This is a genomic window from Paenarthrobacter sp. NPDC058040, from assembly GCF_042885775.1.
Taxonomy (GTDB): domain Bacteria; phylum Actinomycetota; class Actinomycetes; order Actinomycetales; family Micrococcaceae; genus Arthrobacter.
This window is the reverse complement of sequence record NZ_JBHVRN010000001.1, coordinates 166,139-190,990: the sequence shown is the minus strand read 5'-3', so window position 1 is coordinate 190,990 and position 24,852 is coordinate 166,139. Positions and strand designations below refer to the sequence as shown.

Here is a 24,852-nt window from a genome sequence, read left to right as displayed (position 1 = left end):
GAGAGCATCTGGTATGCAGGTCCATAAGTACGACGTCGTCATTGTCGGTGCAGGTGGCGCCGGCATGCGCGCCGCGATCGAGTCTGGTCAGCGCGCACGCACAGCGGTACTGACCAAGCTCTACCCCACTCGTTCGCACACCGGTGCGGCCCAGGGTGGCATGTGTGCAGCATTGGCCAACGTCGAAGAAGACAACTGGGAATGGCACACCTTTGACACCATCAAGGGTGGCGACTACCTGGTTGACCAGGACGCAGCAGAGGTCATGGCGAAGGAAGCCATCGACGCCGTGCTGGACCTGGAAAAGATGGGTCTGCCGTTCAACCGCACACCCGAAGGCCGGATCGACCAGCGCCGCTTCGGTGGCCACACCCGCGACCACGGCAAGGCCCCCGTCCGCCGTGCTTGCTACGCTGCCGACCGCACCGGCCACATGATCCTGCAGACGCTGTACCAAAACTGCGTCAAGCACAACGTTGAGTTCTACAACGAGTACTACGTCCTTGACCTGCTGATCGTCGAAGAAGACGCAGTGCGCGAGGACGGTACTCCGTACAAGCAGAAGCGTGTAGCCGGCGTCGTCTCCTACGACCTCGCTTCGGGTGAACTGCACGTGTTCCAGGCCAAGTCCGTTGTGTTCGCATCCGGTGGTGCAGGCAAGGTCTTCAAGACCACGTCCAACGCCCACACGCTCACCGGTGACGGCATGAGCATCGCCTTCCGCCGCGGCATTCCGCTGGAGGACATGGAGTTCTTCCAGTTCCACCCGACCGGCCTCGCCGGCCTGGGCATCCTCCTCACCGAGGGTGCGCGTGGTGAAGGCGCCATCCTGCGTAACTCGGAGGGTGAGCGCTTCATGGAGCGCTACGCCCCCACCATCAAGGACCTCGCACCCCGTGACATCGTGGCCCGCGCCATGGCCAACGAGGTACGCGAAGGCCGCGGTTGTGGCCCGAACAAGGACTACGTCCTCCTCGACCTGACGCACCTTGAGCCCGAGCACATCGAAGCCAAGCTTCCGGACATCACGGAATTCGCCCGCACCTATCTCGGTGTTGAGCCGTTCACGGATCCCGTACCGGTGTTCCCGACGGCCCACTACGCGATGGGTGGCATTCCCACCAACATCGCCACCGAGGTCCTGCAGGACAACGACACTGTAGTGCCTGGCCTCTTCGCAGCCGGTGAAGTTGCCTGTGTTTCCGTGCACGGTTCCAACCGCCTTGGCACTAACTCGCTCCTGGACATCAACGTCTTCGGCAAGCGTGCCGGTGTTGCGGCCGCTGAGTACTCCAAGACCGCCGACTACGTTGAGCTGCCCGAGGATCCGGAAGCCATGACCCGTGGCATCCTGTCAGGCCTGCTCAACGGCACCGGCACGGAGCGCGTGGCCCAGATCCGCAAGGAACTGCAGGACACCATGGACGCCAACATGCAGGTGTTCCGCACCAAGGAATCGCTGCAGCAGGTCTTGAGCGACATTGCTTCCTTCGAAGAGCGGTACAAGAACGTCACCGTCCAGGACAAGGGCAAGCGCTTCAACCTGGACCTCCTGGAAGCCGTGGAACTGGGCTTCCTGCTGGACATGGCAAAGGTCATGACCGTTGGTGCCTTGCACCGTGAAGAGTCCCGCGGTGGCCACTACCGCGAAGACTTCCCGGACCGCGACGACGAGAAGTTCATGAAGCACTCCATGGCTTACCTGGACGACTCCGTCACCGCCGCCTCGTCGGCCGAGTCCGTTGCGGGCATCCGTCTTGAGACGAAGCCCGTTGTCTTCACCCGTTACGAGCCGATGGAGCGTAAGTACTAATGACCACCGAAATGGCAGAGCCCGCTTCCAAGATCGAGCTGCCCGCAAGCGTTGCTGGCGACGGTGAGATCCCCACGTTCCACATCACGCTGCGCGTACGCCGGTACGATCCCGAGATCTCCGACGAAGCACGCTGGGACGACTACAAGCTGACCATGTACGGCACGGACCGCGTGCTGGACGCCCTCCACAAGGTCAAGTGGGAGATCGACGGCACGGTTTCGTTCCGCCGCTCCTGCGCCCACGGCGTGTGTGGTTCGGATGCCATGCGCATCAACGGCCGCAACCGCCTCGCCTGCAAGACGCTGCTGAAGGACCTGGATACCACCAAGCCGATCACCGTTGAGCCCATCAAGGGCCTTCCGGTGGAGAAGGACTTGATTGTGGACATGGAACCGTTCTTCCAGTCCTTCCGCGAAGTGATGCCGTTCCTGATCAACAAGGGCCACGAGCCCACCAAGGAACGCCTGCAGTCCGTCGAGGACCGTGAGCGCTTTGACGACACCACCAAGTGCATCCTCTGCGCCGCCTGCACCTCGTCCTGCCCGGTCTTCTGGACCGACGGACAGTACTTCGGCCCGGCCGCGATCGTCAACGCCCACCGCTTCATCTTCGACTCCCGTGATGACGCCGGCGACATGCGCCTGGAGATCCTCAACGACAAGGAAGGCGTGTGGCGCTGCCGCACCACCTTCAACTGCTCCGAGGCTTGCCCGCGTGGCATCCAGGTGACCAAGGCCATCGCCGAGGTCAAGCAGGCCATCCTGGCCCGCAAGATCTAGTCGGCCGTTCCCAAAGAACAGCACGACGACGGCGCCGCTCACCACTGTTGGTGAGGGGCGCCGTCGTCGTTAATCAACTGCCGCAACCCACATCCCAACGCAAGGAGACCAGCGTGTCACGCTCTGAGAAGATCAGCTTCACGGGAAGCACCGGCGATACGCTGGCCGGAATTGTGGACGTACCCGAAGGCCCCGTCCGCGGTTGGGGCGTGTATTCGCACGGCCTGACGCTCGGCAAGGACAGCCCCGCGGCATCCCGGATCTGCAAGGGCTTGGCGGAGCAGGGCGTGGGAATGCTGCGCTTCGACAACCTTGGCCTGGGCGGTTCGGCCGGCGAATGGTCGGCCGGTTCCTTCAGCGTGAAGGTGGCCGACACGATCCTGGCGGCAGACTTCATGCGGCTCACCGGCCGGGAGATCTCTTTGCTGGTAGGGCATTCGTTCGGTGGTGCGGCTGCCCTGGCCGCTGCTCGTGACATTCCGGGACTGAACGCCGTGGTGACTGTTGGTGCGCCGTATGAGCCCAAGCACGTGGAGCACATGTTCGACGCCGAAATCGAGTCGATCCTGCGCGACGGCAGCGCCGTGGTGGACCTTGGCGGGCGCCCCATGGAGATCCGCAGGCACTTCGTGGAGGACGTGGAGCGTGCAGACCTGCGGGACTGCATCCGGACCCTGCACAAGCCGCTCATGGTGATGCACTCCCCCACGGACAACACCGTGGGGATCGACAACGCCAGCGAGATCTTCCGCACTGCCCGGCACCCCCGGAGCTTCATTTCGCTGGAGGGCAGCGAACACCTGCTCACAGGGAAGGGCCAGGCAGCGCGGGTGGCCCGGATCATCGGAGCGTGGGCGGACCCGTATTTGGAGATCCGGGACTGACGCTACTTGCCGATGGCGGCCTTGCTCTCGCTGATCCATTGCTCGGCTGCCTTGTCGGGGCCCAGCCGCTTGAAGAGCACCTCGGTGTTGATGCGCGCCGTGATCTCGGAGACTGCAGTGGAACCGGTGGGACCGATGTACGTGGGTGCGAAGTCCATCTTGCCAATTTGGTCAATGTAAGCCGCCTCAACCTTGCCCTGCGGTGTCAGCAGGTCCTGGATGGCCGTCCGCATGCCGGAATTGCTGGGCACCCCGCGGTCGCTCTGGATGATCTTCGCGGCCGACTCATTGTTCACCAGGAAGCTCACGAGCTTGGCGGCAGCGTCCGCGTGTTTGCTGCGGGCGGAGATGGTGTAGAACTGCGAGGATTGGAGCCAGATGCCCGGGGTGGGCGTCTCCCCCGGCAGCTTGAGCAGCCTCAGGTCGGCGCCTGAGGCTTTGCTGAGCGCCGACAGGGAGTTGCTCCACGTGAGCATCATGCCCGCCTTGCCCATGCCCATAAGTGTCTGTTCGGTGCTGACGTTGAGCTTCTCGACGGTTTCGGAAGCACTGGGTGCGGCCCCTGACTCACTGAGCTTGAGCGAGTAGTCGAAGTAGGCCTGCACTGTCCCCCTGTCCAGCCCCAACTGCCCATCCTGGGTGTACAGGGACTGCCCGCGTTGGCGGGCGAAGGCATCGAGCGAGTCATGGGTCAGGACGGTTGCGGTTCCGAAGGTGCCCTTGGGGCTCTTGGACGTGATGTCACCGGCTATGCGGGCGAAGTCGTCCCAACTCCACTTGCTGTCGTCCGGGAGGGAGACTCCCGCTGCCTGGAACACGGCAGGGTTGACGACGATCGCCAGGGCGTTGGCTCCAGTGGAGACACCGTACTGGGTGCCCTTCACTTGGCCGTTCTCCAGGGCGCCCTGGTCCAGCTTGGATAGGTCCAGCGAAGCGTTGACTTTGGACAGATCAAGGAGGGCGCCACGGTTGGCGTACTCGGCGGGGTACGCACCTCCCATGGTGATGACGTCCGGGGCATCGTTGGCCGCAACCTGCGTGGCCAGCTTGTCGAAATAGCCACCGATGTCGCCGTACTCGGGCTTGACCTTGATGTTGGGGTTGGCAGCTTCGAATTCGGCGATGGCCTTGTTGGTCAACTCTGCCCGGCCGGCGTTTCCCCACCAGGAGAACCGGATCTCGACGGGCCCACTTTCGGCCTGGGTGTTGCCGCTGCCTGCACAGCCGGTAGCCAGGCCGGCCAGGCCGAGCGCTGCGACGAATGCGATTGATTTTCGGATACTACGTAGAGATGTACGCGCCATTGGGTATGCTTCCTTCAGACTCAGAAAACGGTTCCTGAAACGTATCAAGTGCGGTAATATCCGTCAATAGTTCTGACCGTTAACTATTTCTCGCCAGCCACCGGAGGCTCTCCTTGTCCCTGAAATCCAACGACCCCATGATCCCGGACCCCCACCGGGAACACGTCCCGGACCAGACAATCGGCATCGACCGCGAGGCACTGGTCGGGCGGCACAACGTGAAGCAGCAGGAACTGGATCCGCGCAGCCCGGTCTCCGTTGGCAATGGCGAATTCGCCTTCACCATGGATCTCACGGGCCTGCAGACGTTCCCCGGCTCCTATCCGGTAGGAGCACGCGATGAACTCCCGCCGGGAACGCTCCTCGGCACGCAGGCACAGTGGGGTTGGCACTCCATCCCGCCCGAAGGGCCGTACGAGCTCTCCGCTTCCACCGTCCTGTACGACTCGCCACGTGGCCCTGTGCCTTACGTGGACATGGTGGGCGACATCGTCAACGACCGCGAGACCGACACGTCGCAGGCAGAAACGTGGCTCAGGGCCAACCCGCACCGGCTGGACCTGGGACGGATCGGCTTCCGTTGGGTGGAGGACGGCCTGGAGCGCCGCCTCAGTCCGGCCGACATCACGGGGACGGAACAGACGCTGGACCTGTGGTCGGGCATCGTGACCAGCCGCTTCACCGTGGCCGGTCACCCCGTCACGGTTACGACGGCGTGCCACCCGGACCGTGACGAGCTCGGCTTGCGCGTGAAATCGCCTGCGTTGGGGGCGGGCCTGGTGGTCGGCTTCGACTTCCCGTACGGATCTGAGGCCTGGCATGACGCCGCGGACTGGTCCAGCCCGGAGGCACACAGCACCACACTGGAGCCGCCTGTCCAGGATGGGGTTGCCGGCCCCACGAGTTGGGTTGTCCGAAGGGAACTGGATGACTCCCGCTATGCGGTTGTGGTCACGGGCCGCGGTATCCACGTCCAGCAAACGGGCCGGCACTCCCTGCGCCTGGCATCCGAAGAGCCGGGTGCCCTCGACGTCTCCATCGCGTTCGTGTCTGCCGGGGAAGGCGACTGTATTCCCCGGGGCAACAACAGGTTGAGTATCCCCGCGCCCAAGGCAGACCAGCCGGGAGAGCTGGGCTCCGGCGTCGTACGTTCCCTGGGACTGAAGGCAGGCAGCGACGTCGCGGCAGCCTCGGCAGCCTACTGGCCGGCTTTCTGGTCGTCAGGAGGAGCGATCGAGCTCCATGCGACGGACGATCCGCGGGCCAAGGAGTTGGAGCGCCGGATTATCCTCTCCCAGTACCTGACCGCCATCAACTGCTCGGGCTCCTTGCCTCCACAGGAAACAGGGCTTGTCTGCAATTCGTGGCGCGGCCGTTTCCACCTGGAAATGCACTGGTGGCACGCCGCCCACTTTGCCCAATGGAATCGTCCGGAACTCCTACTGCCGTCCTTGCGGTGGTACTCCGCAGTGCTGGAGACGTCCAGGCAAACCGCCAAGCAGCAGGGTTTCGAGGGCGTGCGCTGGCCCAAGCAAGTGGGGCCGGACGGGCGGGAGAGCCCCAGCCCGATCGGGACCTTCCTCATTTGGCAGCAGCCGCACCCGATCTACCTGGCGGAACTGGTGTACCGTGCCAACCCGAGCCGGGAAGTGCTGGAAGAGTTCGCGGAGATTGTGTTCGAGTCGGCTGCCTTCATGGCCAGCTTCGCGCATCCCACGGAGCGCGGTTTCGAACTCGGCCCTCCCCTGGTTCCGGCGCAGGAAAGCTACGGTTCCATTCGAGGCAGGGTCAGCAATCCAACCTTCGAGCTGGCGTACTGGCAGTGGGCCCTCGGTGTCGCCTCCGAATGGCGTACCCGGCTGGGGCTGGTACCTGAAGCGGCGTGGGTCAACGTCATGGAGGGCATGGTGAAACCCCACGTGGCGGAGGGAGTCTACGCCGCGATCGACGTCGAGCCCTTCACCATCCGCACCGATCATCCGTCCATGCTGTGTGCCCTCGGCGTGCTGCCGCAGACGGACCTGATCGATCCTGCCATCATGCGGACCACCCTGGCCGATGTCCTTGCCGATTGGGACTGGGGCAGCACCTGGGGTTGGGACTACCCGGTGATGGCGATGACCGCCGCCCGCCTGGAGGACCCCGAGGCTGCCGTGGATGCCCTGCTCCTGGGCGCCGGCAAGAACACCGTGTTGCCCAACGGTCACAATCGGCAAACGGATTCCTTGCCCCTTTACCTGCCAGGAAACGGTGGACTGCTGGCCGCCGTGGCGCTCATGGCTGCGGGTTGGGACAACGGACCGGATCGTCACGCCCCGGGGTTCCCGGCGGACTGGAACGTGGCTTGGGAGGGGCTGGTGCGGGCGCCGTAGCAACGCGGGGTCACTTACGGCCCATCATGGGCGTCGGAATGGGCCGTAAGTGACCCCGCGTTGCTTTTCTAGCCGCGTTTGGGACCCAGCGACGCTCCTACCAAAGCGCCCAGGCCCACTCCCAACAGGATGCCGACAAAGGGCGAGTTGAACACCAACTGGCCCACTATCAGCCCCGCGGCCGCGCCAAGGAGGCATCCGATCCACAACTGGTTGTTCATGGCGCCTCCACGTCCGGGGTCAGGTTTGTGGCGTAGCCCGGCGGGCGCCGAGGAACTTCTTGCGTGGAGTCTCCCCCGCCTGGACGTCGGCCTCACGGATGGCAGACCACGACGCCGAGATGAGGTACACCTGGCTGACCAGGTTGAACCAAATGAGCAAACCGATGATGATCGCGAAGGAGGCCAGCACCGGATTGTTGCCCGCACGGGCGAGAAGCTCTGTGCTGAAGAACTGGAGGACGGCGGTTCCGACGCCTGCCAGGACCACCCCTTCCAGGAACGCCTGGCGTCCCAGCTTCAGGCCACCGGCCAAGCGGAACAGCACTGCCGCCGTCGCGCAATTCAAGAGGAGCGGAACCACGATCTTGACGACGGCGGCGATCGGCCCGGCAACGGACTCATCCAGGCGCAGGGCAGAGAAGATCCAGTCGGCGGCCGTGCCGAACACCAGGGAGGCACCGGCGCTGACCACCAGGATGACCCCCAGCAGCAGCAAGGTTCCAGCATCAACGAGCTTCTGGAGCACTGCGCTCCGCTGGAGGGGGTCCGCCTTCATGACTCCGCGGACGCCTTCCCGGACGCTGGCGATCCAGCCCAAGGACGTGAAGATGGTGACCACGGCCGCAATGGCCGCTGTCCAGCCAAGGCCTGAGGGGTTCAGCAACGTCTGGGGGTCAACGAGGCCTTCACCGCCGTTGACCTGCAAGAGACCCGGCGCCGCAGAAGCCACGCTGCGGATCACGGCATCTTCCAGGACGGGGTTACCGCCCAGGACAATGCCCGCGATGGCAAAGCCGGTGGTGAGGAGACCCGTCACGGAGAAGAACATGTTGAACCCGATGCCCGCGCTCAGCAACGGCCCGTGCTGGCGGGAGTAATGCTGGAACGCGCGCATTGCGCGGTTGGTGTTCAGCCTGGCGAGGACCAGGGCGAAGAAGACCCCGGCCTTCCTGGGAAGGCCATCCCCGGCTCGCTTGCTGTGGCCCCAGTCCTGGCGTTTGTGGAGAAGTTCGAGTTTGAGCTTGGCCAGCTCAGTTGGCAGCGGAGGACTGTCCGCGTGTGGACGTTGATTCCGCCTGCTGGTCTTCGTCACTGTCGCCGCCAAAGTCGAGCTCTTCCCGTAGCTGCCAAATTCCATTGGTGTCGTGCTCGTAAAGTCCCATGCTAACCACAGGGAAGGTTGCCCGGTAATCACTGAGCACCGTTTCGGCCTCGTCAAGGTTTTCCTGGGCAACGTCGTGGGCCACCGTGACATGCGGGTGGTACGGGAAAGGAAGCAGGCGCTCGAGCGGGCCGGTCTGGAGTTTCTCGTGCAGTTGGACGCACTCCTCGAAACCCTGCTCCACGTTGACGAACACCACGGGAGAGACGGGACGGAACGATCCCGTTCCGGCAATGGTGATGCTGAACGGCGGCTGGGTCCGTGCCACGGCGCGTACGTGGTCGCGGGTGGCTTCCCAGTCCTGCGTTGGCGTGGTGGTGATCAGCGTGATGTGCGCCGGAATGACCTCGGCCATGGGATCGCCGAACGACGCCCGCCATTCCTGCAGTTCCTGCGCAACCTCCGGCGGGAAGCCGAGAATCACGCCGATGCACATGGCGTCACCGGCACCGCAACCGGTGCCGGTGACGGCGGGCTGGCGCGAATCGTCCGGACTGGCGCCCTGTGGGGCATCAGTCGCGACGTTGAGCTGACCAGCTGCGCACATGGATTTAGCGGACTCCCTGCTCTGCTCCGCGGTACGGCAGGAACCCAACCTTGGAGTAGACATCGGCGAGCGTGGCAGAAGCGATTTCGCGTGCCTTGTCCGCGCCGTGGGCCAGCAGGCGGTCCAGTTCGGCAGGATCGGCGAGGAGCTCGTTGGCTCGTTCGCGTATGGGGGCCAGGTGTCCGGACACCAACTCGGCGAGGTCTACCTTGAGGTGGCCGTACATCTTGCCTTCGTAGTCCGCCACGATCTTTTCCACCGGGGTGCCGCTGATGGCCGAGTAGATGGTCAGCAGGTTGGAGACGCCCGGCTTGTTCTCGCGGTCGTAGCGGATCTCGGTCTCGGTGTCCGTGACCGCTGACTTGATGCGCTTGGCCACGGTCTTGGGGTCGTCCAGGAGGTTGATGAGGCCAGCCGGTGACTCCGCGGATTTGGACATCTTGGCCGTGGGGTTCTGGAGATCGTAGATCTTGGCCGATTCCTTCTGGATGAAGGCCTCGGGCACCTGGAACGTCTCGCCGAACCGGCTGTTGAAGCGGTTGGCCAGGTCCCGGCTGAGCTCCACGTGCTGGCGCTGGTCCTCGCCCACCGGCACGCCGTGGGGCTGGTACAGGAGGATGTCCGCGGCCTGCAGGATGGGGTAGGTGAACAAGCCAACACTGGCGTGGTCCGAACCCTGCTTCTGGGCCTTGTCCTTGAACTGCGTCATGCGGCCGGCTTCGCCCATGCCCGTGATGCAGTTCAGGACCCATGCCAGCTGGGCGTGCTCAGGTACCTGGGACTGCACGAACAGCGTGCACTTTTCCACATCCACGCCGCCGGCGATGTACTGCGCGGCGGTAACACGGGTGCGGCGCGCGAGTTCGGCCGGATCCTGGGGAACGGTGATGGCGTGCAGGTCCGGGATGAAGAAGACGGCGTCGTATTCATCCTGCATGCGGACCCAGTTGACCAAGGCGCCAAGGTAATTGCCCAGGTGCAGGGAGTCGGCGGAAGGCTGCATGCCCGAAAGCACGCGGTGCTTGGCGCCGACAGCCAGCTTGGTGGAGGTAGCGGTGGCCGGCAGGACGGCGGCGTCTGTTTCAGCAGTAGTCATGGGGTAAAAACTTTCGTCAAGCTCTAGAGCCGGTAGTCAACAACCACCGGGGCATGGTCGGAGAAGCGGGTGTCCCACGAGGGCGCCCGGTCCACTACTGCCGAGAATGCTGCGGCAGCCAGTGCGGGGGTAGCCAAGTGGTAGTCGATGCGCCAGCCAGTGTCTGTGTCAAAGGCTTTTCCGCGCTGGGACCACCAGGTGTAGGGGCCGGCGACATTTCCTGCCAGGCCCCTGTGGACATCCCTCCATCCGATTTCTTCGCCGAAGAAACGGTCAAAGTAGGCCCGCTCCTCCGGAAGGAAGCCGGCACGCTTGACGTTGCCCTTCCAGTTCTTGATGTCGAGTTCCGTGTGGCCGACGTTGAGGTCGCCCACCACCAGCGCATGGTCGCTGTGCTTGGCCAGCTCAGGCAAGCGCGTGGTCATGGCATCGAGGAAGCGGTACTTGTCGTCCTGCTTGGGCGTGCCTGCCTCGCCGGAGTGCACGTAGGCGCTGACGGCAGTGAGGGTGGTGGCTTCACCCGCGGCGTTCCGCAAGGAGAAATCGGCTTCCACCCAACGACCGGACCTGTCGAAGTAGTCGTCCCCATTGCCCACGCGGGTAGCGGTGGGTTCTTCGCGGGAGGCGATGGCAACGCCTGCGCGACCCTTGGCTTCGGCCTCCGAATGGAGGATGTACCAGCCCTCCCCGATCAGGGTGTTGACGATGTCGTCAGGGGCACGGACTTCCTGCAGGCAAAGGATGTCCACTTCGCGCGGCTCCAGCCATTCCGCCATGCCCTTCTTGTAGGCGGCCCTGAGGCCATTGACGTTGACCGATGCGATGCGAAGGAAATCCTTCTTCAATGCCGTACTCACCCGCTCTACTCTAGTCGATGATGGTTCCGGCCACGGGCTCATCAGAGTCACCCGAAGACTTGATCATGTCCCGGGCATTCGTGGACGTAATGGCGATGGTTTCGAGGGCGCGGTCGATGGTGTCCTGGTTGGCGTCGGCACCCTTGGCGCGCTCTTCCTCCACCACGCGTACCTGGACTTGGACAATCTTGAACGAGTGGTCCAGTTTGAGGTCGCGCACATCGTCTGCCTGGCTCCGTTCGGACACCACCCTGGTGCCGCCATGGTCTGCAGAGGACGACGACGGCGCGCGGCCGGTTGCCGCGGCGAACGCATTTTGCGCTTCGGTCAACTTGGCCCCGGCCCGCTTCGCAGCCCGCTGGATGCTGAACACGACGAACGCGGCAAGCGCGAGCCAGCCAAAGGAGACAACAGCAACGACCCAGCCCACGACGTCGTTCTGGTTGGCGGCGAAGATCACAGCCACCAGGAAGGCGATGATGACTACGGTCATTCCCAAACCGCCGATGCGGAAGCCCTTGAGGGGGCCGCGGGCGGAAGCGGACGTGGATGGGTGCGGGTCACCGAGAGATTGCATGTACCAATTGTCGCAAACCCTTGGGGCTGCCCCGGACGCTTCCACGGACGGCGAACAGCCCCAACCCGAGGTCCTATTTCAGGAAGAGCTGACGCAGCCTGCCCGTGGTCAGCATGATGCCCAGGACGATCATCACCACGTAGTAGGCCACGTGGATGGCCGTCGCAGGCGTGAAGGCGCCCACGCTGATCTGACGGAGCAACTCCACCCCGTGCCACAACGGCATGGCTTGGATGAACCACTGGATGGGCTGCGGGTAAACACTCAGCGGATAGAACGTGGCGCTGAACAGGAACATGGGCAGCAGGAAGAAGTTAATCCAATCCATCTGCTGGAAGGTCTTCATGAAGCTGGTGATCCCCATGCCGAAACTCGCGAAACCAAAGGCGATCAGCACGGACGCAGGGATTACCAGGATGGCCCACCACGTGGTCAGCAAGCCCATGACGCCCATGACCGCCGTGAATCCGGTGGCGTACAGGAGCCCCCGCAACAGCGCCAGGAAGATCTCGCCGATGGCGACGTCCAAGGGACCAAGGGAGGTGTAAAGCATCCCTTGGTAGAGCTTGGCGAAGTTCATCTTGAAGAAGACGTTCCACGTGGAGTCGTAGATGGCGCCGTTCATCGCGGAGACCGCAAGGAGCGCGGGGGCGATGTAGGCCGCGTAGCTGATCTCCTCCCCGCCCGGGCCCTGGACGGTACCCACGATTGAGCCCATGCCCACGCCCATGGCCAACAGGAACAGGACCGGTTCGAAGAAGCCGGACAGCAGCACCAGCCACGTGCTGGACTTGGCCGCCATGAGGCCGCGGGCCACCACCGCCTTGGCGTTGCGCGAGTAGAGCGGTCCGAACTTCCGTTCCCGCGCCAGGTCACTGGCGCTGTGTCCGCCGGTCAGGATGCTCATGAGCCCATCCTTTTCACGAATTGCCTCCGCACCAGGATGAATCCCACGGACGCCGTCGCCGCGAGGAACACCACGTGGGTGAGGGTCAGCAGCGGATTTTCATCCATGCCGTAGGTGAACACGCGGCCCAGCTCAGTCCCATGCCACACCGGTGAGATCCAGCCGATCCAGCGGACAGCCAGGGGCAGGGTGTCCAAGGGGAAGAACGTGCCGGAGAACAGGAACAGTGGCATCACGATGAACCGCTGCACCAAGGCGAACTGTCCCTTGTCCTGCGTGATGCTGGAGGCATAGGCCATGAGCGGCAGGCCGAAGGAGAGAGCGGCCACCGTAGCTACGATCGCGGACACCCAACCCCACGGGCTGGGCGAGGCGCCGAACATGGCCACCACCGCGAAGTACACCACCGACTGCAGGAGGAACCTGAGGCTGCTGGCCATGATGTGGCCGGTGGCGATCTGCTGTGGAACCAAGGGCGAGGCGTGGGGTCCGTAGAACACGCGCCGCCACTTGAAGCCATCCATGATCGGGTAGGAAAACTCCCCGGACGCGGTCATGACCGCAGCCGATACGAGCAGGGCCGGCGACACGAATTCCAGGTAGCTGACCCCGCCGAAGACAGACTCGCTGTTGGCATCCACCAGGCTGGCCAGGCCCACTCCCATGGCGAACAGGTATGCCACCGGCTGGCCAACGCTGTACAGCACCACGGACCAGCCGTAGTTCCGCATGACCCGGAGCACTTGCTCGGCGTAGAAGAACGAGCCCCAGCGCCGCGCCCTGGCGGCCGAGACGGCAGGTGAGTGGGCGCGCAAGGGGCGCTCCGCCGTCGTGAGCGGTTCTTCAGTCAACGAGGCTCCTGCCGGTCAGCCGAAGGAAAACGTCCTCCAGCGACGAACGCCGCACCAGAGAGGTCAGCGGCCTGAGTCCGCGGGCCGAGACCTGCTCCAGCGCGGCCTCGCCGTCGTTGGCGTAGATGAGGACGCGGTCGGGCAGGGTTTCGAGCCGCTCGCCGATGCCCTCAAGCTCGACGCCGATGGTCCCGTTCCGCTCCGACCCGAACCTGAGCTCGAGCACTTCGCGGGAGGAATGCTCTCGGATGAGGCTGGCCGGCGATCCTTCAGCCATGATCCGCCCCTTGTCCACCACGATCAGCCGGTCGCAGAGTTGCTCGGCCTCGTCCATGTAATGCGTGGTCAGGATGAGGGTCACGCCGCTTTCCTTGAGCCGGAACAGCCGGTCCCACAGGATGTGCCGGGCTTGCGGGTCGAGGCCGGTGGTCGGTTCATCCAAGAGCAGGATGCGCGGCTCGTTGATGAGCGAACGGGCGATGGTGAGGCGGCGCTTCATCCCGCCGGACAAAGCATCGACTTTGGAGTTCGCCTTATCCGTGAGTTGGGCGAATTCGAGGAGCTCGTCGGCTTTGGGCCGCAGGTAGCTCATGGGGAGCCCGAAGTAGCGCCCGTAGACGATGAGGTTTTCGCGGACCTTCAACTCTTCGTCGAGGTTGTCCTGCTGCGGAACCACGCCCAGGTGCGCCCGAACTTCCGGGCCATTGGATTCGGGGTCGAGGCCCATGATGTCCAGCGTTCCGGAGGTCCGCTGGGAAACTCCCCCGATCATCTTCATGGTTGTGGACTTGCCTGCTCCGTTCGGTCCGAGGAGGCCGAACGACTCTCCTGCCGGAACGTCGAAGGAGATGTTGTCCACAGCTGTGAGCTCACCGTAGGTCTTGGTGAGGTTGCGGGCACGGATGACGGTGGGTGGGTTCATAACGGGAGTGGTACGCGGCTGTTCCGACAAAGATGCAGGGCGGGTTGCTTCATTGTGCACCCTCAGCACACTAGTAGCGCCCACCGATGTGTGAAAGGTCTCTTGCAGATATTCCTGCAAGAGACCTCTCATTTCGGCAGGGCCCCGTCAGGCCGGCGGCTGCGAGCGCAGCACCTCCAGGCGCTGCCGGAACTCGGTTTCGTCGATCTCCCCGCGGGCATACCGCTCACGCAGGACTCCCTCGGCACCTTGTGTTACCGTCCAGTTGTGGTTGCGGCGCCATGCCCGGCGACCCACGAAGACGAACAGGAAAATGACCAGGATCCAGAAGAGCGGGAAGATGAGGAAGAACGGCCAGTAGGTGCCGTCACCCCACGGACCATGCGCGACGACGGTGGCCGGCACTTGTGCCAGCGCTCCCCCGAGCGTGGTCTCCCCGACGGTTGATGCCAATGCGGTGAACATGTCAGTGATCCAAACTCTCTGCGCCGGCTGCCGGCGCGAACCGTCCTTCGGCTCTGGTTCGAGTCTTCCGTTCAGCGGCCGGCGGGGCGTCCGCCGTCGGGAGTCACCTTCCTGCCGGGCCGTACTCCCCCGGGAGGCAGCGGGAAACGCTCAGTTGCTCCAGCCCGGTTTCACGAGCCCCGATTCGTACGCCAGGACCACCAGTTGGGACCGGTCCCGGACCATGAGCTTGGTCATGATCCGGGAAACGTGGGTCTTGGCGGTCAACGGCGTGATGAACAGGCGCCCGGCAATCTCAGCGTTGTTCAGGCCCTCCCCTACCAACGCCAGGACTTCGCGCTCCCGCTCGGTGATGTGATCCAGCTTCAGCAGTTCCCCGTTGGCCCGGCTGTGCGATGCCAGTTGCGCCATGATCCGTCGCGTTACTGAGGGCGAGAGGAGGGCGTCACCGTCGTGGACCACGCGGACGGCACGGATCAGCTCGGCCGGTTCGGTGTCCTTGACCAGGAAACCGGCGGCACCGGCGCGGACGGCTTCGGCGATGTATTCGTCCAGTTCGAAAGTGGTCAGGATGATGATCCGGGTTCCTGAGAGCGCCGGGTCGGCAAGGATGCGGCGGGTGGCGGTCAGCCCGTCGTCGTCCGGCATCCGGATGTCCATGAGGATGACATCCGGCTTGTCCCGCTCGGCGTGCCTCACGGCCTCCCTGCCCGTGCCGGCTTCTCCCACCACCTCCATGTCCGGTTCGGCATCCAGGAGGGCGCGGAAGCCTGCCCTGATGAGGGTTTGATCATCGGCCAGGAGGATGCGGATCATGGTTGGCTTCCTTCTCCGGGGAGGGGCAGGAGTGCGTGTACTCGCAGCCCGGGGGTCAGCTCGTACAAGGTAACAGTCCCACCCAAGGCCACCGCCCTCTCCCGCATCCCCGTGAGCCCGTTGCCGGGGACCGACAAACCCATGCCCGCGCCGTCGTCGTCGATCTGGACGGTGAGGACGTCGCCGCCGGCGCCCTTCCGCACGGAAAGGCGCGCGACGACGGTTTGGGCGCCTGAGTGCCTGCCGACGTTGGTCAAGGCTTCCTGGATGATCCGGTAGGCCGCTTCCTGTTGCCGCGGAGGGATGCGGGAATGGTCCGTTTCGTCCTCCAGCCGCACGTGCAAGCCGCCCAACTCCGCGTTCCGCACCAGCTCCGGCACCCTGTCCAGATCGGGTGCGGCCGCAGGCGAGAAGGGGACGTCCTCGCGCAGCACACCGAGCAGTTGCCGGACCTCCGTGAGGGACTCCTTGCTCGCCTGCTTGATGGCTTCCAAAGCCGGCCTGAGCTTGTCCGGGTCCTCGCTGCCCAAATGAAGCGCCACGGACGCCTGGACGTTGATCATGGACAGCGAATGCGCCACCACGTCGTGGATGTCCCTTGCCAGGGTGAGTCGGTATTCGTCCCGTTCTGCCTTCGCTGCGGCTTCGCGCCGGCGCCGGTACTCGGCGAATCGTTCGCTCCTCCGCCGGACGCCCTGCCCCAGCAGCACCAGGATCGCAGCCCACGCAACGCCGGCCGAGGCGCGGAACGGCCAGCCGTCGTCGCCGGCCATCGCTGCGCCGGCAACGACGGCAGCAGCGGCGAGACCCGCACCCAACCACGCCTGCCAGCGCAAGCCCGCAGCGGCTGTCAGGACAATGGCCAGGGCCAGCGACAACACGATCGGCCCCCACGCATAGCCCCAGGAAAGGTACAGTCCCGTGGCGACGAGCGCCATGGGCAGCATCAGCCCGGGAGAGCGTTTCCGGAAGGCCAAACCCGCCGGGCCGAGCAGCAGGAGGATGATGGCGAAGGGGTCCAGGGGCCGCGCCTCCTGGTGGCCGGCGGAAAACAAGGTACCCACTACTTGGATCAGGGCGACCGTGATGACGATGAAACTGGTGGGTGGGCCGTTGAAACGGCGGGGAGGCCCCTCGGAAGGTAAGGAGCCTTGATAAGGGCGCATACATCGAGATTAGACGGAGGTAGGACAAAGGTCGTCCGGTTAACGGAGCAGGGCGCCTACTCCCGGCGGAGTAGGCGCCCTGCTTGGTTGAGAAGTGTTACGCGATGCCGGCCTGGCGCTCGGCGCTCTCCACCACGTTGGCGAGCAGCATGGCGCGGGTCATGGGACCCACACCGCCCGGATTCGGGGAAAGCCAGGCGGCGACGTCGGCAGCTGCGGGGTCCACGTCTCCGGTGACCACGGCCTTGCCGTTGCCGTCGTCCACGCGGCTGACGCCGACGTCGAGCACGATCGCGCCCGGCTTGAGGTCTTCAGCCTTGATCATGTGCGGCACGCCCGCAGCGGCGATCACGACGTCGGCCTGCCGGAGTTCGGCGGGCAGGTCCACCGTGCCGGTGTGCGCCAGGATCACAGTGGCGTTGACTTCCTTGCGGGTGAGCAGGAGGCCGATGGGGCGGCCGATGGTCACGCCGCGGCCAACCACCAGGACGCGCTTGCCCTTGAGGTCGATGCCATGGCGGCGGAGCAGCTCCACGCAACCCTTGGGCGTGCAGGGAAGCGGCGACTTCATTTCACCGTTCACGTTGGCCACCAGGCGGCCGAGGTTCATGGGGTGCAGGCCGTCGGCGTCCTTGTCCGGATCCATGGCCTCCAGGATGACGTCCTGGTCGATGTGCTTGGGCAGCGGGAGCTGGACGATGTAGCCCGTGCATTCGGGGTTCTCGTTGAGTTCCTGGACAACCTTGAGGAGGTCTTCCTGGGAGATGTCCTCCGGCAGGTCGCGGCGGATGGACTGGATGCCCACCTCGGCGCAGTCCTTGTGCTTGCCGCCGACGTACCAGGTGCTGCCGGGGTCCGAGCCAACCAGGATAGTGCCGAGGCCGGGAACGACGCCCTTGCCTGCGAGGACGGAAACGCGTTGGGTCAGTTCGGCCTTGATGGCTGCGGCGGTGGCCTTGCCGTCAAGGATCTGTGCGGTGGACTGTGTCATTCCAGCTGCTCTTTCTGGTGGGTGAACTGTGGGGAGGCTCATGCCAACGGGACCCGCTGCCGGTGGTGTGGCAGAGGATCCCGTTGGCTCCGGTTCAGTGCCCGGGGTGATGCTTGGTCAGCTCGTGCTTCAGCCTGGGAAAGGCTGTTACCACTGCTCGTGCTGCGGGTACAGCGGGAAGTCGGCGGCGAGCTTGTCGACGCGGGCCTGGAGGGCTTCCACGTTGGTGGCGGAACCGGACTTCAACGCGGTGGCGATGATTTCGGCGACCTCGGTGAACTCTGCGGCACCGAATCCGCGGGTAGCCAGTGCAGGCGTACCGATGCGGAGGCCGGAGGTGACCATCGGCGGGCGCGGGTCGAACGGGACGGCGTTGCGGTTCACGGTGATGCCCACGGAGTGCAGGAGGTCTTCGGCCTGCTGGCCGTCCAGCTGCGAGTTGCGGAGGTCGACCAGGACCAGGTGGACGTCGGTGCCGCCGGTGAGGACGGAAACGCCGGCCTCGGCAACGTCGGACTGGTTCAGGCGGTCGGCGATAATCTTGGCGCCTTCGAGGACGCGCTCCTGGCGCTCCTTGAACTCTTCGCTGCCGGCGATCTTGAAGGCAACAGCCTTGGCCGCGATGACGTGCATGAGCGGGCCGCCCTGCTGGCCCGGGAACACGTTGGAGTTGATCTTCTTGCCGTACTGCTCCTTGGCGAGGATCACGCCGGAGCGGGGACCTGCGAGGGTCTTGTGCACGGTGGAGGTGACGACGTCGGAATGCGGGACCGGGCTCGGGTGCAGGCCTGCTGCAACGAGGCCGGCGAAGTGTGCCATGTCCGTCCAGAGAAGTGCGCCAACCTCGTCGGCGATGGAACGGAAGGCGGCGAAGTCGAGGTGGCGCGGGTAGGCCGACCAGCCGGCGATGATGACCTGCGGCTTTTCCTTGATGGCCTGCTCGCGGAGCTTGTCCATGTCCACGCGGAAGGTGTCTTCTTCAACCTGGTAGGCAGCAACTTCGTAGAGCTTGCCGGAGAAGTTGAGCTTCATGCCGTGGGTCAGGTGGCCACCGTGTGCCAGGGACAGGCCAAGGATCTTGTCACCCGGGTTGATCATGGCGGACAGCGCTGCAGCGTTGGCCTGCGCACCGGAGTGCGGCTGGACGTTGGCGTACTCGGCGCCGAAGAGGGCCTTGACGCGGTCGATGGCGAGCTGCTCGGCAACATCGACGTACTCACAACCGCCGTAGTAGCGCTTGCCCGGGTAGCCCTCGGCGTACTTGTTGGTCAGGACGGAGCCCTGGGCTTCCATCACTGCGCGGGGAGCGAAGTTCTCGGAAGCGATCATTTCCAGGGTGCCGCGCTGGCGGCCAAGCTCCTGGTCGAGGACTGCTGCGATCTCGGGATCGAGTTCGGCGAGCGACTGGTTACTGACAGACGCTGAAGTAGTGGTGGTAGTCACGGAGATCTCCTGGCTAGGGAACGGGTGGTGCTACAGGTCAGGCTACCGGCAGCGGCATTCCCGCGTCCCCTCGGTTACAAGAGGCATCGGTCACGTGCATGCTTCGGTAAGACATGACCCTCGGCCCAGGCGTACGATCCGTGGTCTTCGTGATTGCCGCTCCCTGGTGGTAGCCCACCCAACGCCAGTTGCGACCCGTTAACAGTACAACAAGGCGGCGAAGGTAGGCTTGGTCATGTGACTGACTCCGCATTTGTTGTGACCCTAGCCTGCCCTGACCGCCCTGGCATCGTCCACGCCGTGGCGGGAGCCCTGCTGGAGGCCGGTTGCAACATCGCCGATTCCCAGCAGTACGGAAGCCCCAGCACAGGCAACTTCTTCATGCGCGTGGAGGCGACGACGTCGAACTCGCAGGCGGAACTGACCGCGGCGCTGCGGCCCGTGGCCGAATCCTTCGGGATGACCTGGCAGATCAACCCGGTGGGTGAAAAGGTCCGGACCATCATCATGTGCTCCAAGGACGCGCACTGCCTCAACGATCTCCTCTTCCAGCAACGTGCCGGCACACTGCCCATCGAGGTTCCGGCGATCGTGTCCAACCACCGCGACCTTGAGTCGTTGGCCGCGTTCTACGGCATTCCGTTCCACCACATTCCCGTCGCTCCTGACACCAAGGCCGATGCCGAGGCCTCGCTCTTGAAACTGATCGCCGAACACGATGTTGAATTGACCGTGCTTGCCCGTTACATGCAGGTCCTCTCCAACGATCTCTGCACGGAGTTGAACGGCAAGGCCATCAACATCCACCACTCGTTCCTTCCCTCTTTCAAGGGAGCCAAGCCGTACCACCAAGCCCACGCCCGCGGTGTGAAGCTCATCGGCGCCACGGCCCACTACGTCACCGCGGACCTGGACGAGGGGCCGATCATCGAGCAGGAAGTGATCCGCGTGGACCACGCCCGCACGGCCGCCCAGTTTGTCCAGATGGGCCGTGATGTGGAAGGCCGTACGCTGACCCAAGCGGTCCAGTGGCACGCCGAACACCGGGTGCTTTTGGACGGCACGCGGACCGTGGTGTTCAACTGACGCCAGTCCTACGCTGGGGGTATGCAGGGCATCCCTGATCCCGAGGCCGACCTCGCCGTCTACTACGACCGCCACGCCGCGGTCCGGAACACCCGTTCCCTGACGCCGCACCGCGTTGAGGCCCGGGAGTGGTTTGTGCGGCTCCTCAAACAGGAGCAGCGGCATTCCCTGTTTGAGCTCGGCTGCGGAACCGGCGTGGAGGGCGTGGCCTTTGTCCAGGCCGGGCTTCATTACACCGGCGTTGACCTGTCATCCGAAAGTGTCCACGTGGCCCGCAGCCATGGACTCGACTGTTCCGTGGCCAGCGGGCGGAGCCTTCCGTTTCCCGCCGGGGCCTTTGGCGCTGCGTGGAGCATGAGCACCCTCCTGCACGTACCCAACAGCAGGATTCACGACGTCGTCGGCGAACTTGTGCGGGTCACCGCACCTGGCGCGCCAATCGCCGTCGGGCTCTGGTCCGGTGACGACGAAGAAGTGCTGAACCCGGAGGATCTCGACGAGCCGCGGCGGTTCTTCAGCCGGCGCAGCGACGATGCCGTGCGCGGGATCTTCGGCGAGCACGGCCTGGTGGAGCATTTCCGGACGTGGCCAGAGGGCACCGGCGTGGAGTCTGGGCCCGGCGCCGGCCAATGGACGCAGCACTACCAGTTCCTGGTCCTCCGCACCCCGTCACCCAACTAAGCTGGGGCACATGGCTCCCTCTTACACGTTTGCCGGAGACACCCCGGCCATCCATGAAACCGCCTTCGTGGCGCCCACGGCTTCGATCATCGGCAAGGCCACGTTGGCCGAAGATTCCAGCGCGTTCTACGGTGTCTCCGTCCGGGCGGACACCGCCGCCATCAGCGTGGGCGCAGGCTCCAACCTCCAGGACAACGTAGTCCTGCATGCCGACCCGGGATTCCCCTGCACCGTAGGCGAGCGCGTCTCGGTGGGCCACAGCGCCGTGGTGCATGGCTGCACCGTGGAGGACGACTGCCTCATCGGGATGAGCGCCACCATCCTCAACGGAGCGGTGATCGGCACGGGTTCGCTGATCGCTGCGGGGGCCGTGGTCCTCGAGGGCACGGTCATTCCCCCGCGCTCGTTGGTGGCAGGTGTGCCGGCCAAGGTCCGGCGCGAGCTCACCGACGAGGAGTTCGAGGGCGTGAAGCACAATGCTGCCCATTACAAGGAACTCGCCGCCGCACACCGCGAGCTGCACGGCTTATAGACGCGCGTTGTGGGGCCCGTTCTTCGTGCTAACCAGGGGTTTTTGCACGTGGAGCGGGCCCCGCAATGTGTTAGTCCAGGGCGATCGGGCCGAGTTCGTCCAGCAGCTCGCCCGGGCCGGGGTTGTCAGCGGCCGATGATCCACCGAGATGGTTCACCACGCCCCACACAGCGTTGAGGCCCGTGGTCACGGCACCCTCGGCCCAGCCGGCGGTGAAGGACACATCGTCCCCCGCCAGGAAAATGCCACGCTGGCTCTCCGGAAGCCCGTCCTGCTTGAAGTGCGTGAACAACCGTTGCTGGTACCGGTAGTGCCCGGGCAGGTTGGCCTTGAACGCACCCATGAAGTTGGGATCGGCCTCCCAGGACACCGTGATGGGCTGGCCCACGATGTGGCTGGCAATGTCCACGCCCGGGTAGATCTGCTCCAACGAATGCAGCATGAGCTTGACGCGCTCCTCGGCGCTGAGCGCGAGCCACTTCAGGGCGTCGTCGTTCCAGGTGTAGGACAAGAGGATCACAGCGGGCTTGTCCGGGCCGTCGTCGAGCAGGTACGTTGCCCGGTTGAGGCGGTCCGTGAGCGTCATCGAGAGGACTTCGCGGCCGGTTTCGGGGTCGATGTCCTTCCAGAACGGCCGGTCCACCATCACGAACGTCTTTGACGACTGCATGTAGTGCGAGCGCTCGATCGCCGTCCACAGCTCGGAGGGGAACAAGGCTTCTTCGGTGTGGATGCGGGTGGACAGCAACCACGACTGGCACGTGGTTACCACCGCAGGGTAGCTCGCTTCGCGGCCCCAGCTTTCCCGGACCATCAGATCGCCGTTGTCTGCGCGGCGGATATTGTCCACGGCTCCGCGCGGCGACCCTGAGTGCAAAGACGCCAGCGACGTGCCTTGCGGCCAGTGCTTAATGTCCGACGGCGCGTGGTTCCAGAGTGCCTCGGGGAGCCGTTGCGCTCCTCCCGCGATGAGCCGGTGCTGGTCATCGGCATCGGTGTAGACAACGCGAAGGATTTCCAGGATGGAGTTGGGGAAGTCCGTATCCCAGCCACCGGTGCCGAAGCCGACCTGCCCGAATGCCTCGCGGTGGGCAAAGCCTGCATCCTTGAAGGACTTGCTGGCGGCGATGAAACCGTAGAACGTCTGCTCGTCGAGTTCGGGCAGCAACTCGTTCCAGATTTCCTTGATGCGCTTGGTGTCACGGGCCTTGATGGCATCCTGCATCTCGGTGAACGCAGCGCCGTCCTTGATGGCGTCCTTCCAGGCGTCCGCTACTTCGTGGAAGAAGGGTGGCAGGTCCTCGGGAGTGGCAGCATAGTGCTTCTGGCCCGCCAGTTCGATCACCGTGCTGGAGGTGACGGGAGCCAAGGGGTTGGGGAAGTCCTGCGTTTCAAGTCCCAGCAGGTCAACGTAGTGGTAGAACGCCTTGCCCGAGACCGGGAAGCGCATGCCGCCAAGATCCGCGGTCACATCGGGCGCGGATGGGAAACTCGCGGTCCTGAGCCGGCCACCGATCTGGTCGGCCTCGTAGATAACGGGCTTGAGCCCAAGCTTCATCAGTTCGTAGGCGGTAACCAGTCCGGAGAGGCCGGCGCCGATGACGGCTACCTCGGTTCCGTAGCGTTCCGCGGGGACCGAGCCGAGGCCGGCTGGGTGTTCGAGGTACTGGTCATAACTGAATGGGAAGTCCGGGTTCAGCATGGTGATCGGAGCCTCCGAAGGGCTCTCGGGGGTGGGGAGTTCGGTGGCGATGGTCATGCGTTGTCTGCTTTCACAGGTTCCGGGCTCACGGCCCTGGTGGTCAGTTCACGGCAGTCCTGCTCGCTGAGCGCGGCTACCTTGGAGTTCCGGCGTCCATAGCCGAAGTAGATGGCGATGCCCACGAGCATCCATGCGCCGAAGACGATCCAGGTATCGGCGCCCAGGTTGGCCATGAGGTAGGCACACATGAGGGTGCCCAACACAGGGGTAATGGGGTACAGCGGGACCCGGAAGCTCCGCTTGAGGTCGGGACGGTTGCGGCGCAGGTAGATCACGGCGATGTTGACCAGTCCGAAAGCAAACAGGGTGCCGATGCTCGTGGCGTCTGCCAGCGCGCCCAGCGGCACCAGCCCGGCGGCAAGTGCGACGGCGGTGCCCACGATCAGCGTTCCGGCCACCGGAGTGCCGGTGCGGGAGGAGATGCGGCCGAAGACCTTGGGCACCATCCCGTCCCGGGACATGGAGAGCAGTATGCGGGTCTGGCCGTAGAGGACGGTGAGGACAATGCTGGCGATGGCCAGGACGGCGCCGACCGAGAAGACCAAGGCAATCCACGGCTGCCCTGTGATCTCGTGCAGGATCTGGACAAGCGCTGCTTCGGTGCCGTCGAACCAGCCCCATGGCCGGGCCCCGATGGCGGCAACGGCAACCAGGACGTAAATGCTGGTGACGATCAGCATGGAGAGCATGATGGCGCGGGGCATGTCCCGCTTGGGGTTCCGGGCCTCCTCTCCGGCCGTCGAGGCGGCATCGAATCCGATGTAGGAGAAGAACACGCTGGACGCGGCGGCGGAAACACCGGCGGCGCCCATCGGCATCAGGGGCTCGAAGTTGCCGGCGTTGAAGGCCGTGAAGGCAACTGCACAGAAGAACAGCAGGATGCCCACCTTGATGATGACAATCGCGGTGTTGATCCAAGCGCTCTCACGGGCCCCACGGACCAACAGGAACATCGCCAAAAGCACGATGACCATGGCCGGGATATTCACCAGTCCCCCATCGCCCGGCGGCTGGCTCATGGCGTCAGGCAGCACCTGCCCGAAGGCTGCCAAGGTCTCGTTGACGTACTGGCCTGCGCCCACGGCAACTGCTGCCACGGACACGGCGTACTCGAGCACAAGGCACCAGCCGCAGATCCAGGCCATGCCTTCACCCATGGTGGCGTAAGAGTAGGAGTAGCTGGAACCTGCAACCGGGACCAGTCCGGCCATCTCGGCATAAGAGACCGCCGAGAACAAGGCTGCCAGGCCCGCAATGACGAATGAGATCCAGATGGCCGGTCCGGCCAGCGGCACGGATTCGCCGAGGATCACCAGGATGCCGGTGCCGAGGGTCGCGCCAACGCTGATCATGGTCAATTGCAGGACGCCGAAGCTGCGGACCAGGGGCGTGCCGCCTTCGCTGCTTCCGGCCTCATTGACCATCTGGCCGATCGGCTTGCGGCGCAGCAGCTGGGCTCCGAGTCCGGGCCGGGCGAAGCTTGCCGGGGTTGGGTCTTGGGTGTTCACAGGCACAGTCACCGTTGACGTCCCTTCTGAGTAGTTGTCGGTTTCCCCTCAACAAGACTGGCATGTGAGGAAGCTCTCACGCTGGTGCAAAATGCCCTATAGTGTTC

Annotated in this window: 24 protein-coding genes; 7 read left to right on the top strand and 17 right to left on the bottom strand. The window is 64.5% G+C overall.

All coding sequences use genetic code 11. The annotated features are described in order from the left end of the window. Positions 1-13 precede the first annotated feature (13 nt). The 3 genes from sdhA to ACFVSJ_RS00835 all read left to right on the top strand — a co-directional run bounded on the left by sdhA (position 14) and on the right by ACFVSJ_RS00835 (position 3,479). Positions 14-1,813, top strand: a complete 1,800-nt coding sequence (gene sdhA / locus ACFVSJ_RS00845; RefSeq protein WP_387433249.1) for a succinate dehydrogenase flavoprotein subunit — start codon at positions 14-16, stop codon at positions 1,811-1,813. Continuing rightward, the gene (locus tag ACFVSJ_RS00840) at positions 1,813-2,595 is read left to right on the top strand and encodes a succinate dehydrogenase iron-sulfur subunit (protein ID WP_364163696.1); all 783 of its coding nucleotides are present in this window, start codon (positions 1,813-1,815) and stop codon (positions 2,593-2,595) included. The genes sdhA and ACFVSJ_RS00840 overlap by 1 nt, the downstream gene beginning before the upstream one ends. 113 nt (positions 2,596-2,708) lie before the next feature. Further along, positions 2,709-3,479 carry an alpha/beta hydrolase gene (locus tag ACFVSJ_RS00835; RefSeq protein ID WP_387433246.1) on the top strand — a complete coding sequence of 257 codons (771 nt, stop codon included), beginning with the start codon at positions 2,709-2,711 and terminating at the stop codon, positions 3,477-3,479. 2 nt (positions 3,480-3,481) lie between these two features. On the opposite strand, the gene ACFVSJ_RS00830 is transcribed toward ACFVSJ_RS00835, so the two are convergent. Continuing rightward, positions 3,482-4,783: an ABC transporter substrate-binding protein gene (locus ACFVSJ_RS00830; RefSeq protein WP_387433243.1), complete on the bottom strand. Its 1,302-nt coding sequence runs from the start codon at positions 4,781-4,783 to the stop codon at positions 3,482-3,484. 137 nt (positions 4,784-4,920) lie between these two features. Here ACFVSJ_RS00830 and ACFVSJ_RS00825 point away from each other — a divergent pair, with 137 nt between their 5' ends. Then, positions 4,921-7,155: a hypothetical protein gene (locus ACFVSJ_RS00825; protein ID WP_387434139.1), complete on the top strand. Its 2,235-nt coding sequence runs from the start codon at positions 4,921-4,923 to the stop codon at positions 7,153-7,155. A 68-nt stretch (positions 7,156-7,223) separates the two neighbouring features. Here the strand turns inward: ACFVSJ_RS00825 and ACFVSJ_RS00820 are convergent, their stop codons facing one another. The 14 genes from ACFVSJ_RS00820 to glyA all read right to left on the bottom strand — a co-directional run bounded on the left by ACFVSJ_RS00820 (position 7,224) and on the right by glyA (position 19,176). Next, the gene (locus ACFVSJ_RS00820) at positions 7,224-7,376 is read right to left on the bottom strand and encodes a hypothetical protein (RefSeq protein WP_387433240.1); all 153 of its coding nucleotides are present in this window, start codon (positions 7,374-7,376) and stop codon (positions 7,224-7,226) included. 19 nt (positions 7,377-7,395) lie between these two features. Further along, entirely contained in the window at positions 7,396-8,481 is a 1,086-nt protein-coding gene (locus ACFVSJ_RS00815) for a YihY/virulence factor BrkB family protein (RefSeq protein ID WP_387433238.1), read from the bottom strand. After that, positions 8,408-9,085 carry a 2'-5' RNA ligase family protein gene (locus tag ACFVSJ_RS00810; RefSeq protein ID WP_387433236.1) on the bottom strand — a complete coding sequence of 226 codons (678 nt, stop codon included), beginning with the start codon at positions 9,083-9,085 and terminating at the stop codon, positions 8,408-8,410. The genes ACFVSJ_RS00815 and ACFVSJ_RS00810 overlap by 74 nt, the downstream gene beginning before the upstream one ends. A 4-nt stretch (positions 9,086-9,089) precedes the next feature. Continuing rightward, complete coding sequence (trpS, locus tag ACFVSJ_RS00805; protein ID WP_387433233.1) at positions 9,090-10,181, bottom strand: tryptophan--tRNA ligase; 1,092 nt, start codon at positions 10,179-10,181, stop codon at positions 9,090-9,092. A 23-nt stretch (positions 10,182-10,204) separates the two neighbouring features. Beyond that, the gene (locus tag ACFVSJ_RS00800) at positions 10,205-11,038 is read right to left on the bottom strand and encodes an exodeoxyribonuclease III (RefSeq protein ID WP_387433231.1); all 834 of its coding nucleotides are present in this window, start codon (positions 11,036-11,038) and stop codon (positions 10,205-10,207) included. 10 nt (positions 11,039-11,048) lie between these two features. Further along, on the bottom strand, positions 11,049-11,615 hold the full coding sequence (locus tag ACFVSJ_RS00795) for a hypothetical protein (RefSeq protein ID WP_387433229.1): 567 nt from the start codon (positions 11,613-11,615) through the stop codon (positions 11,049-11,051). Positions 11,616-11,688: 73 nt separating this feature from the next. Further along, complete coding sequence (locus ACFVSJ_RS00790; protein WP_387433226.1) at positions 11,689-12,522, bottom strand: ABC transporter permease; 834 nt, start codon at positions 12,520-12,522, stop codon at positions 11,689-11,691. Continuing rightward, a complete protein-coding gene (locus ACFVSJ_RS00785; RefSeq protein ID WP_387433224.1) occupies positions 12,519-13,373 on the bottom strand; it encodes an ABC transporter permease in 855 nt (284 codons plus the stop codon). Before ACFVSJ_RS00785 ends, ACFVSJ_RS00790 begins: the two co-directional genes overlap by 4 nt. Beyond that, entirely contained in the window at positions 13,366-14,295 is a 930-nt protein-coding gene (locus ACFVSJ_RS00780; RefSeq protein ID WP_387433222.1) for an ABC transporter ATP-binding protein, read from the bottom strand. The genes ACFVSJ_RS00785 and ACFVSJ_RS00780 overlap by 8 nt, the downstream gene beginning before the upstream one ends. A gap of 147 nt (positions 14,296-14,442) precedes the next feature. After that, complete coding sequence (locus tag ACFVSJ_RS00775; RefSeq protein ID WP_387433220.1) at positions 14,443-14,760, bottom strand: SHOCT domain-containing protein; 318 nt, start codon at positions 14,758-14,760, stop codon at positions 14,443-14,445. A 150-nt stretch (positions 14,761-14,910) separates the two neighbouring features. Continuing rightward, positions 14,911-15,576: a response regulator gene (locus ACFVSJ_RS00770; RefSeq protein WP_387433218.1), complete on the bottom strand. Its 666-nt coding sequence runs from the start codon at positions 15,574-15,576 to the stop codon at positions 14,911-14,913. Continuing rightward, the gene (locus ACFVSJ_RS00765; RefSeq protein ID WP_387433215.1) at positions 15,573-16,742 is read right to left on the bottom strand and encodes a sensor histidine kinase; all 1,170 of its coding nucleotides are present in this window, start codon (positions 16,740-16,742) and stop codon (positions 15,573-15,575) included. The genes ACFVSJ_RS00770 and ACFVSJ_RS00765 overlap by 4 nt, the downstream gene beginning before the upstream one ends. A gap of 97 nt (positions 16,743-16,839) precedes the next feature. Beyond that, a complete protein-coding gene (locus ACFVSJ_RS00760; protein WP_387433212.1) occupies positions 16,840-17,733 on the bottom strand; it encodes a bifunctional methylenetetrahydrofolate dehydrogenase/methenyltetrahydrofolate cyclohydrolase in 894 nt (297 codons plus the stop codon). Between the two features lie 147 nt (positions 17,734-17,880). Continuing rightward, the gene (glyA, locus tag ACFVSJ_RS00755; protein WP_387433209.1) at positions 17,881-19,176 is read right to left on the bottom strand and encodes a serine hydroxymethyltransferase; all 1,296 of its coding nucleotides are present in this window, start codon (positions 19,174-19,176) and stop codon (positions 17,881-17,883) included. Positions 19,177-19,413: 237 nt separating this feature from the next. On the opposite strand from glyA, the gene purU reads away from it, so the two are divergent. From purU to ACFVSJ_RS00740, 3 genes are read left to right on the top strand one after another with little or no spacing between them, the layout of a single operon-like run. Beyond that, complete coding sequence (gene purU, locus ACFVSJ_RS00750) at positions 19,414-20,262, top strand: formyltetrahydrofolate deformylase (RefSeq protein ID WP_387433207.1); 849 nt, start codon at positions 19,414-19,416, stop codon at positions 20,260-20,262. Between the two features lie 21 nt (positions 20,263-20,283). Continuing rightward, a complete protein-coding gene (locus ACFVSJ_RS00745) occupies positions 20,284-20,943 on the top strand; it encodes a class I SAM-dependent methyltransferase (protein ID WP_387433204.1) in 660 nt (219 codons plus the stop codon). A gap of 10 nt (positions 20,944-20,953) precedes the next feature. Next, entirely contained in the window at positions 20,954-21,475 is a 522-nt protein-coding gene (locus ACFVSJ_RS00740; protein WP_387433202.1) for a gamma carbonic anhydrase family protein, read from the top strand. A gap of 70 nt (positions 21,476-21,545) precedes the next feature. On the opposite strand, the gene ACFVSJ_RS00735 is transcribed toward ACFVSJ_RS00740, so the two are convergent. Beyond that, positions 21,546-23,234, bottom strand: a complete 1,689-nt coding sequence (locus ACFVSJ_RS00735; protein WP_387433199.1) for a flavin monoamine oxidase family protein — start codon at positions 23,232-23,234, stop codon at positions 21,546-21,548. Further along, complete coding sequence (locus ACFVSJ_RS00730) at positions 23,231-24,661, bottom strand: amino acid permease (protein ID WP_387434137.1); 1,431 nt, start codon at positions 24,659-24,661, stop codon at positions 23,231-23,233. The genes ACFVSJ_RS00735 and ACFVSJ_RS00730 overlap by 4 nt, the downstream gene beginning before the upstream one ends. Between the last annotated feature and the right edge of the window lie 191 nt (positions 24,662-24,852).

What these genes read in the sequence shown, in the direction of transcription:
- sdhA (WP_387433249.1), top strand. Translation starts at nt 14, where the DNA reads ATGCAGGTCCATAAGTACGACGTCGTCATTGTCGGTGCAGGTGGCGCC.
- ACFVSJ_RS00840 (WP_364163696.1), top strand. Translation starts at nt 1,813, where the DNA reads ATGACCACCGAAATGGCAGAGCCCGCTTCCAAGATCGAGCTGCCCGCA.
- ACFVSJ_RS00830 (WP_387433243.1), bottom strand. Translation starts at nt 4,783, where the DNA reads ATGGCGCGTACATCTCTACGTAGTATCCGAAAATCAATCGCATTCGTC.
- ACFVSJ_RS00825 (WP_387434139.1), top strand. Translation starts at nt 4,921, where the DNA reads ATGATCCCGGACCCCCACCGGGAACACGTCCCGGACCAGACAATCGGC.
- ACFVSJ_RS00820 (WP_387433240.1), bottom strand. Translation starts at nt 7,376, where the DNA reads ATGAACAACCAGTTGTGGATCGGATGCCTCCTTGGCGCGGCCGCGGGG.
- ACFVSJ_RS00810 (WP_387433236.1), bottom strand. Translation starts at nt 9,085, where the DNA reads ATGTGCGCAGCTGGTCAGCTCAACGTCGCGACTGATGCCCCACAGGGC.
- trpS (WP_387433233.1), bottom strand. Translation starts at nt 10,181, where the DNA reads ATGACTACTGCTGAAACAGACGCCGCCGTCCTGCCGGCCACCGCTACC.
- ACFVSJ_RS00795 (WP_387433229.1), bottom strand. Translation starts at nt 11,615, where the DNA reads ATGCAATCTCTCGGTGACCCGCACCCATCCACGTCCGCTTCCGCCCGC.
- ACFVSJ_RS00790 (WP_387433226.1), bottom strand. Translation starts at nt 12,522, where the DNA reads ATGAGCATCCTGACCGGCGGACACAGCGCCAGTGACCTGGCGCGGGAA.
- ACFVSJ_RS00780 (WP_387433222.1), bottom strand. Translation starts at nt 14,295, where the DNA reads ATGAACCCACCCACCGTCATCCGTGCCCGCAACCTCACCAAGACCTAC.
- ACFVSJ_RS00775 (WP_387433220.1), bottom strand. Translation starts at nt 14,760, where the DNA reads ATGTTCACCGCATTGGCATCAACCGTCGGGGAGACCACGCTCGGGGGA.
- ACFVSJ_RS00770 (WP_387433218.1), bottom strand. Translation starts at nt 15,576, where the DNA reads ATGATCCGCATCCTCCTGGCCGATGATCAAACCCTCATCAGGGCAGGC.
- ACFVSJ_RS00765 (WP_387433215.1), bottom strand. Translation starts at nt 16,742, where the DNA reads ATGCGCCCTTATCAAGGCTCCTTACCTTCCGAGGGGCCTCCCCGCCGT.
- ACFVSJ_RS00760 (WP_387433212.1), bottom strand. Translation starts at nt 17,733, where the DNA reads ATGACACAGTCCACCGCACAGATCCTTGACGGCAAGGCCACCGCCGCA.
- ACFVSJ_RS00745 (WP_387433204.1), top strand. Translation starts at nt 20,284, where the DNA reads ATGCAGGGCATCCCTGATCCCGAGGCCGACCTCGCCGTCTACTACGAC.
- ACFVSJ_RS00740 (WP_387433202.1), top strand. Translation starts at nt 20,954, where the DNA reads ATGGCTCCCTCTTACACGTTTGCCGGAGACACCCCGGCCATCCATGAA.
- ACFVSJ_RS00735 (WP_387433199.1), bottom strand. Translation starts at nt 23,234, where the DNA reads ATGACCATCGCCACCGAACTCCCCACCCCCGAGAGCCCTTCGGAGGCT.
- ACFVSJ_RS00730 (WP_387434137.1), bottom strand. Translation starts at nt 24,661, where the DNA reads ATGGTCAATGAGGCCGGAAGCAGCGAAGGCGGCACGCCCCTGGTCCGC.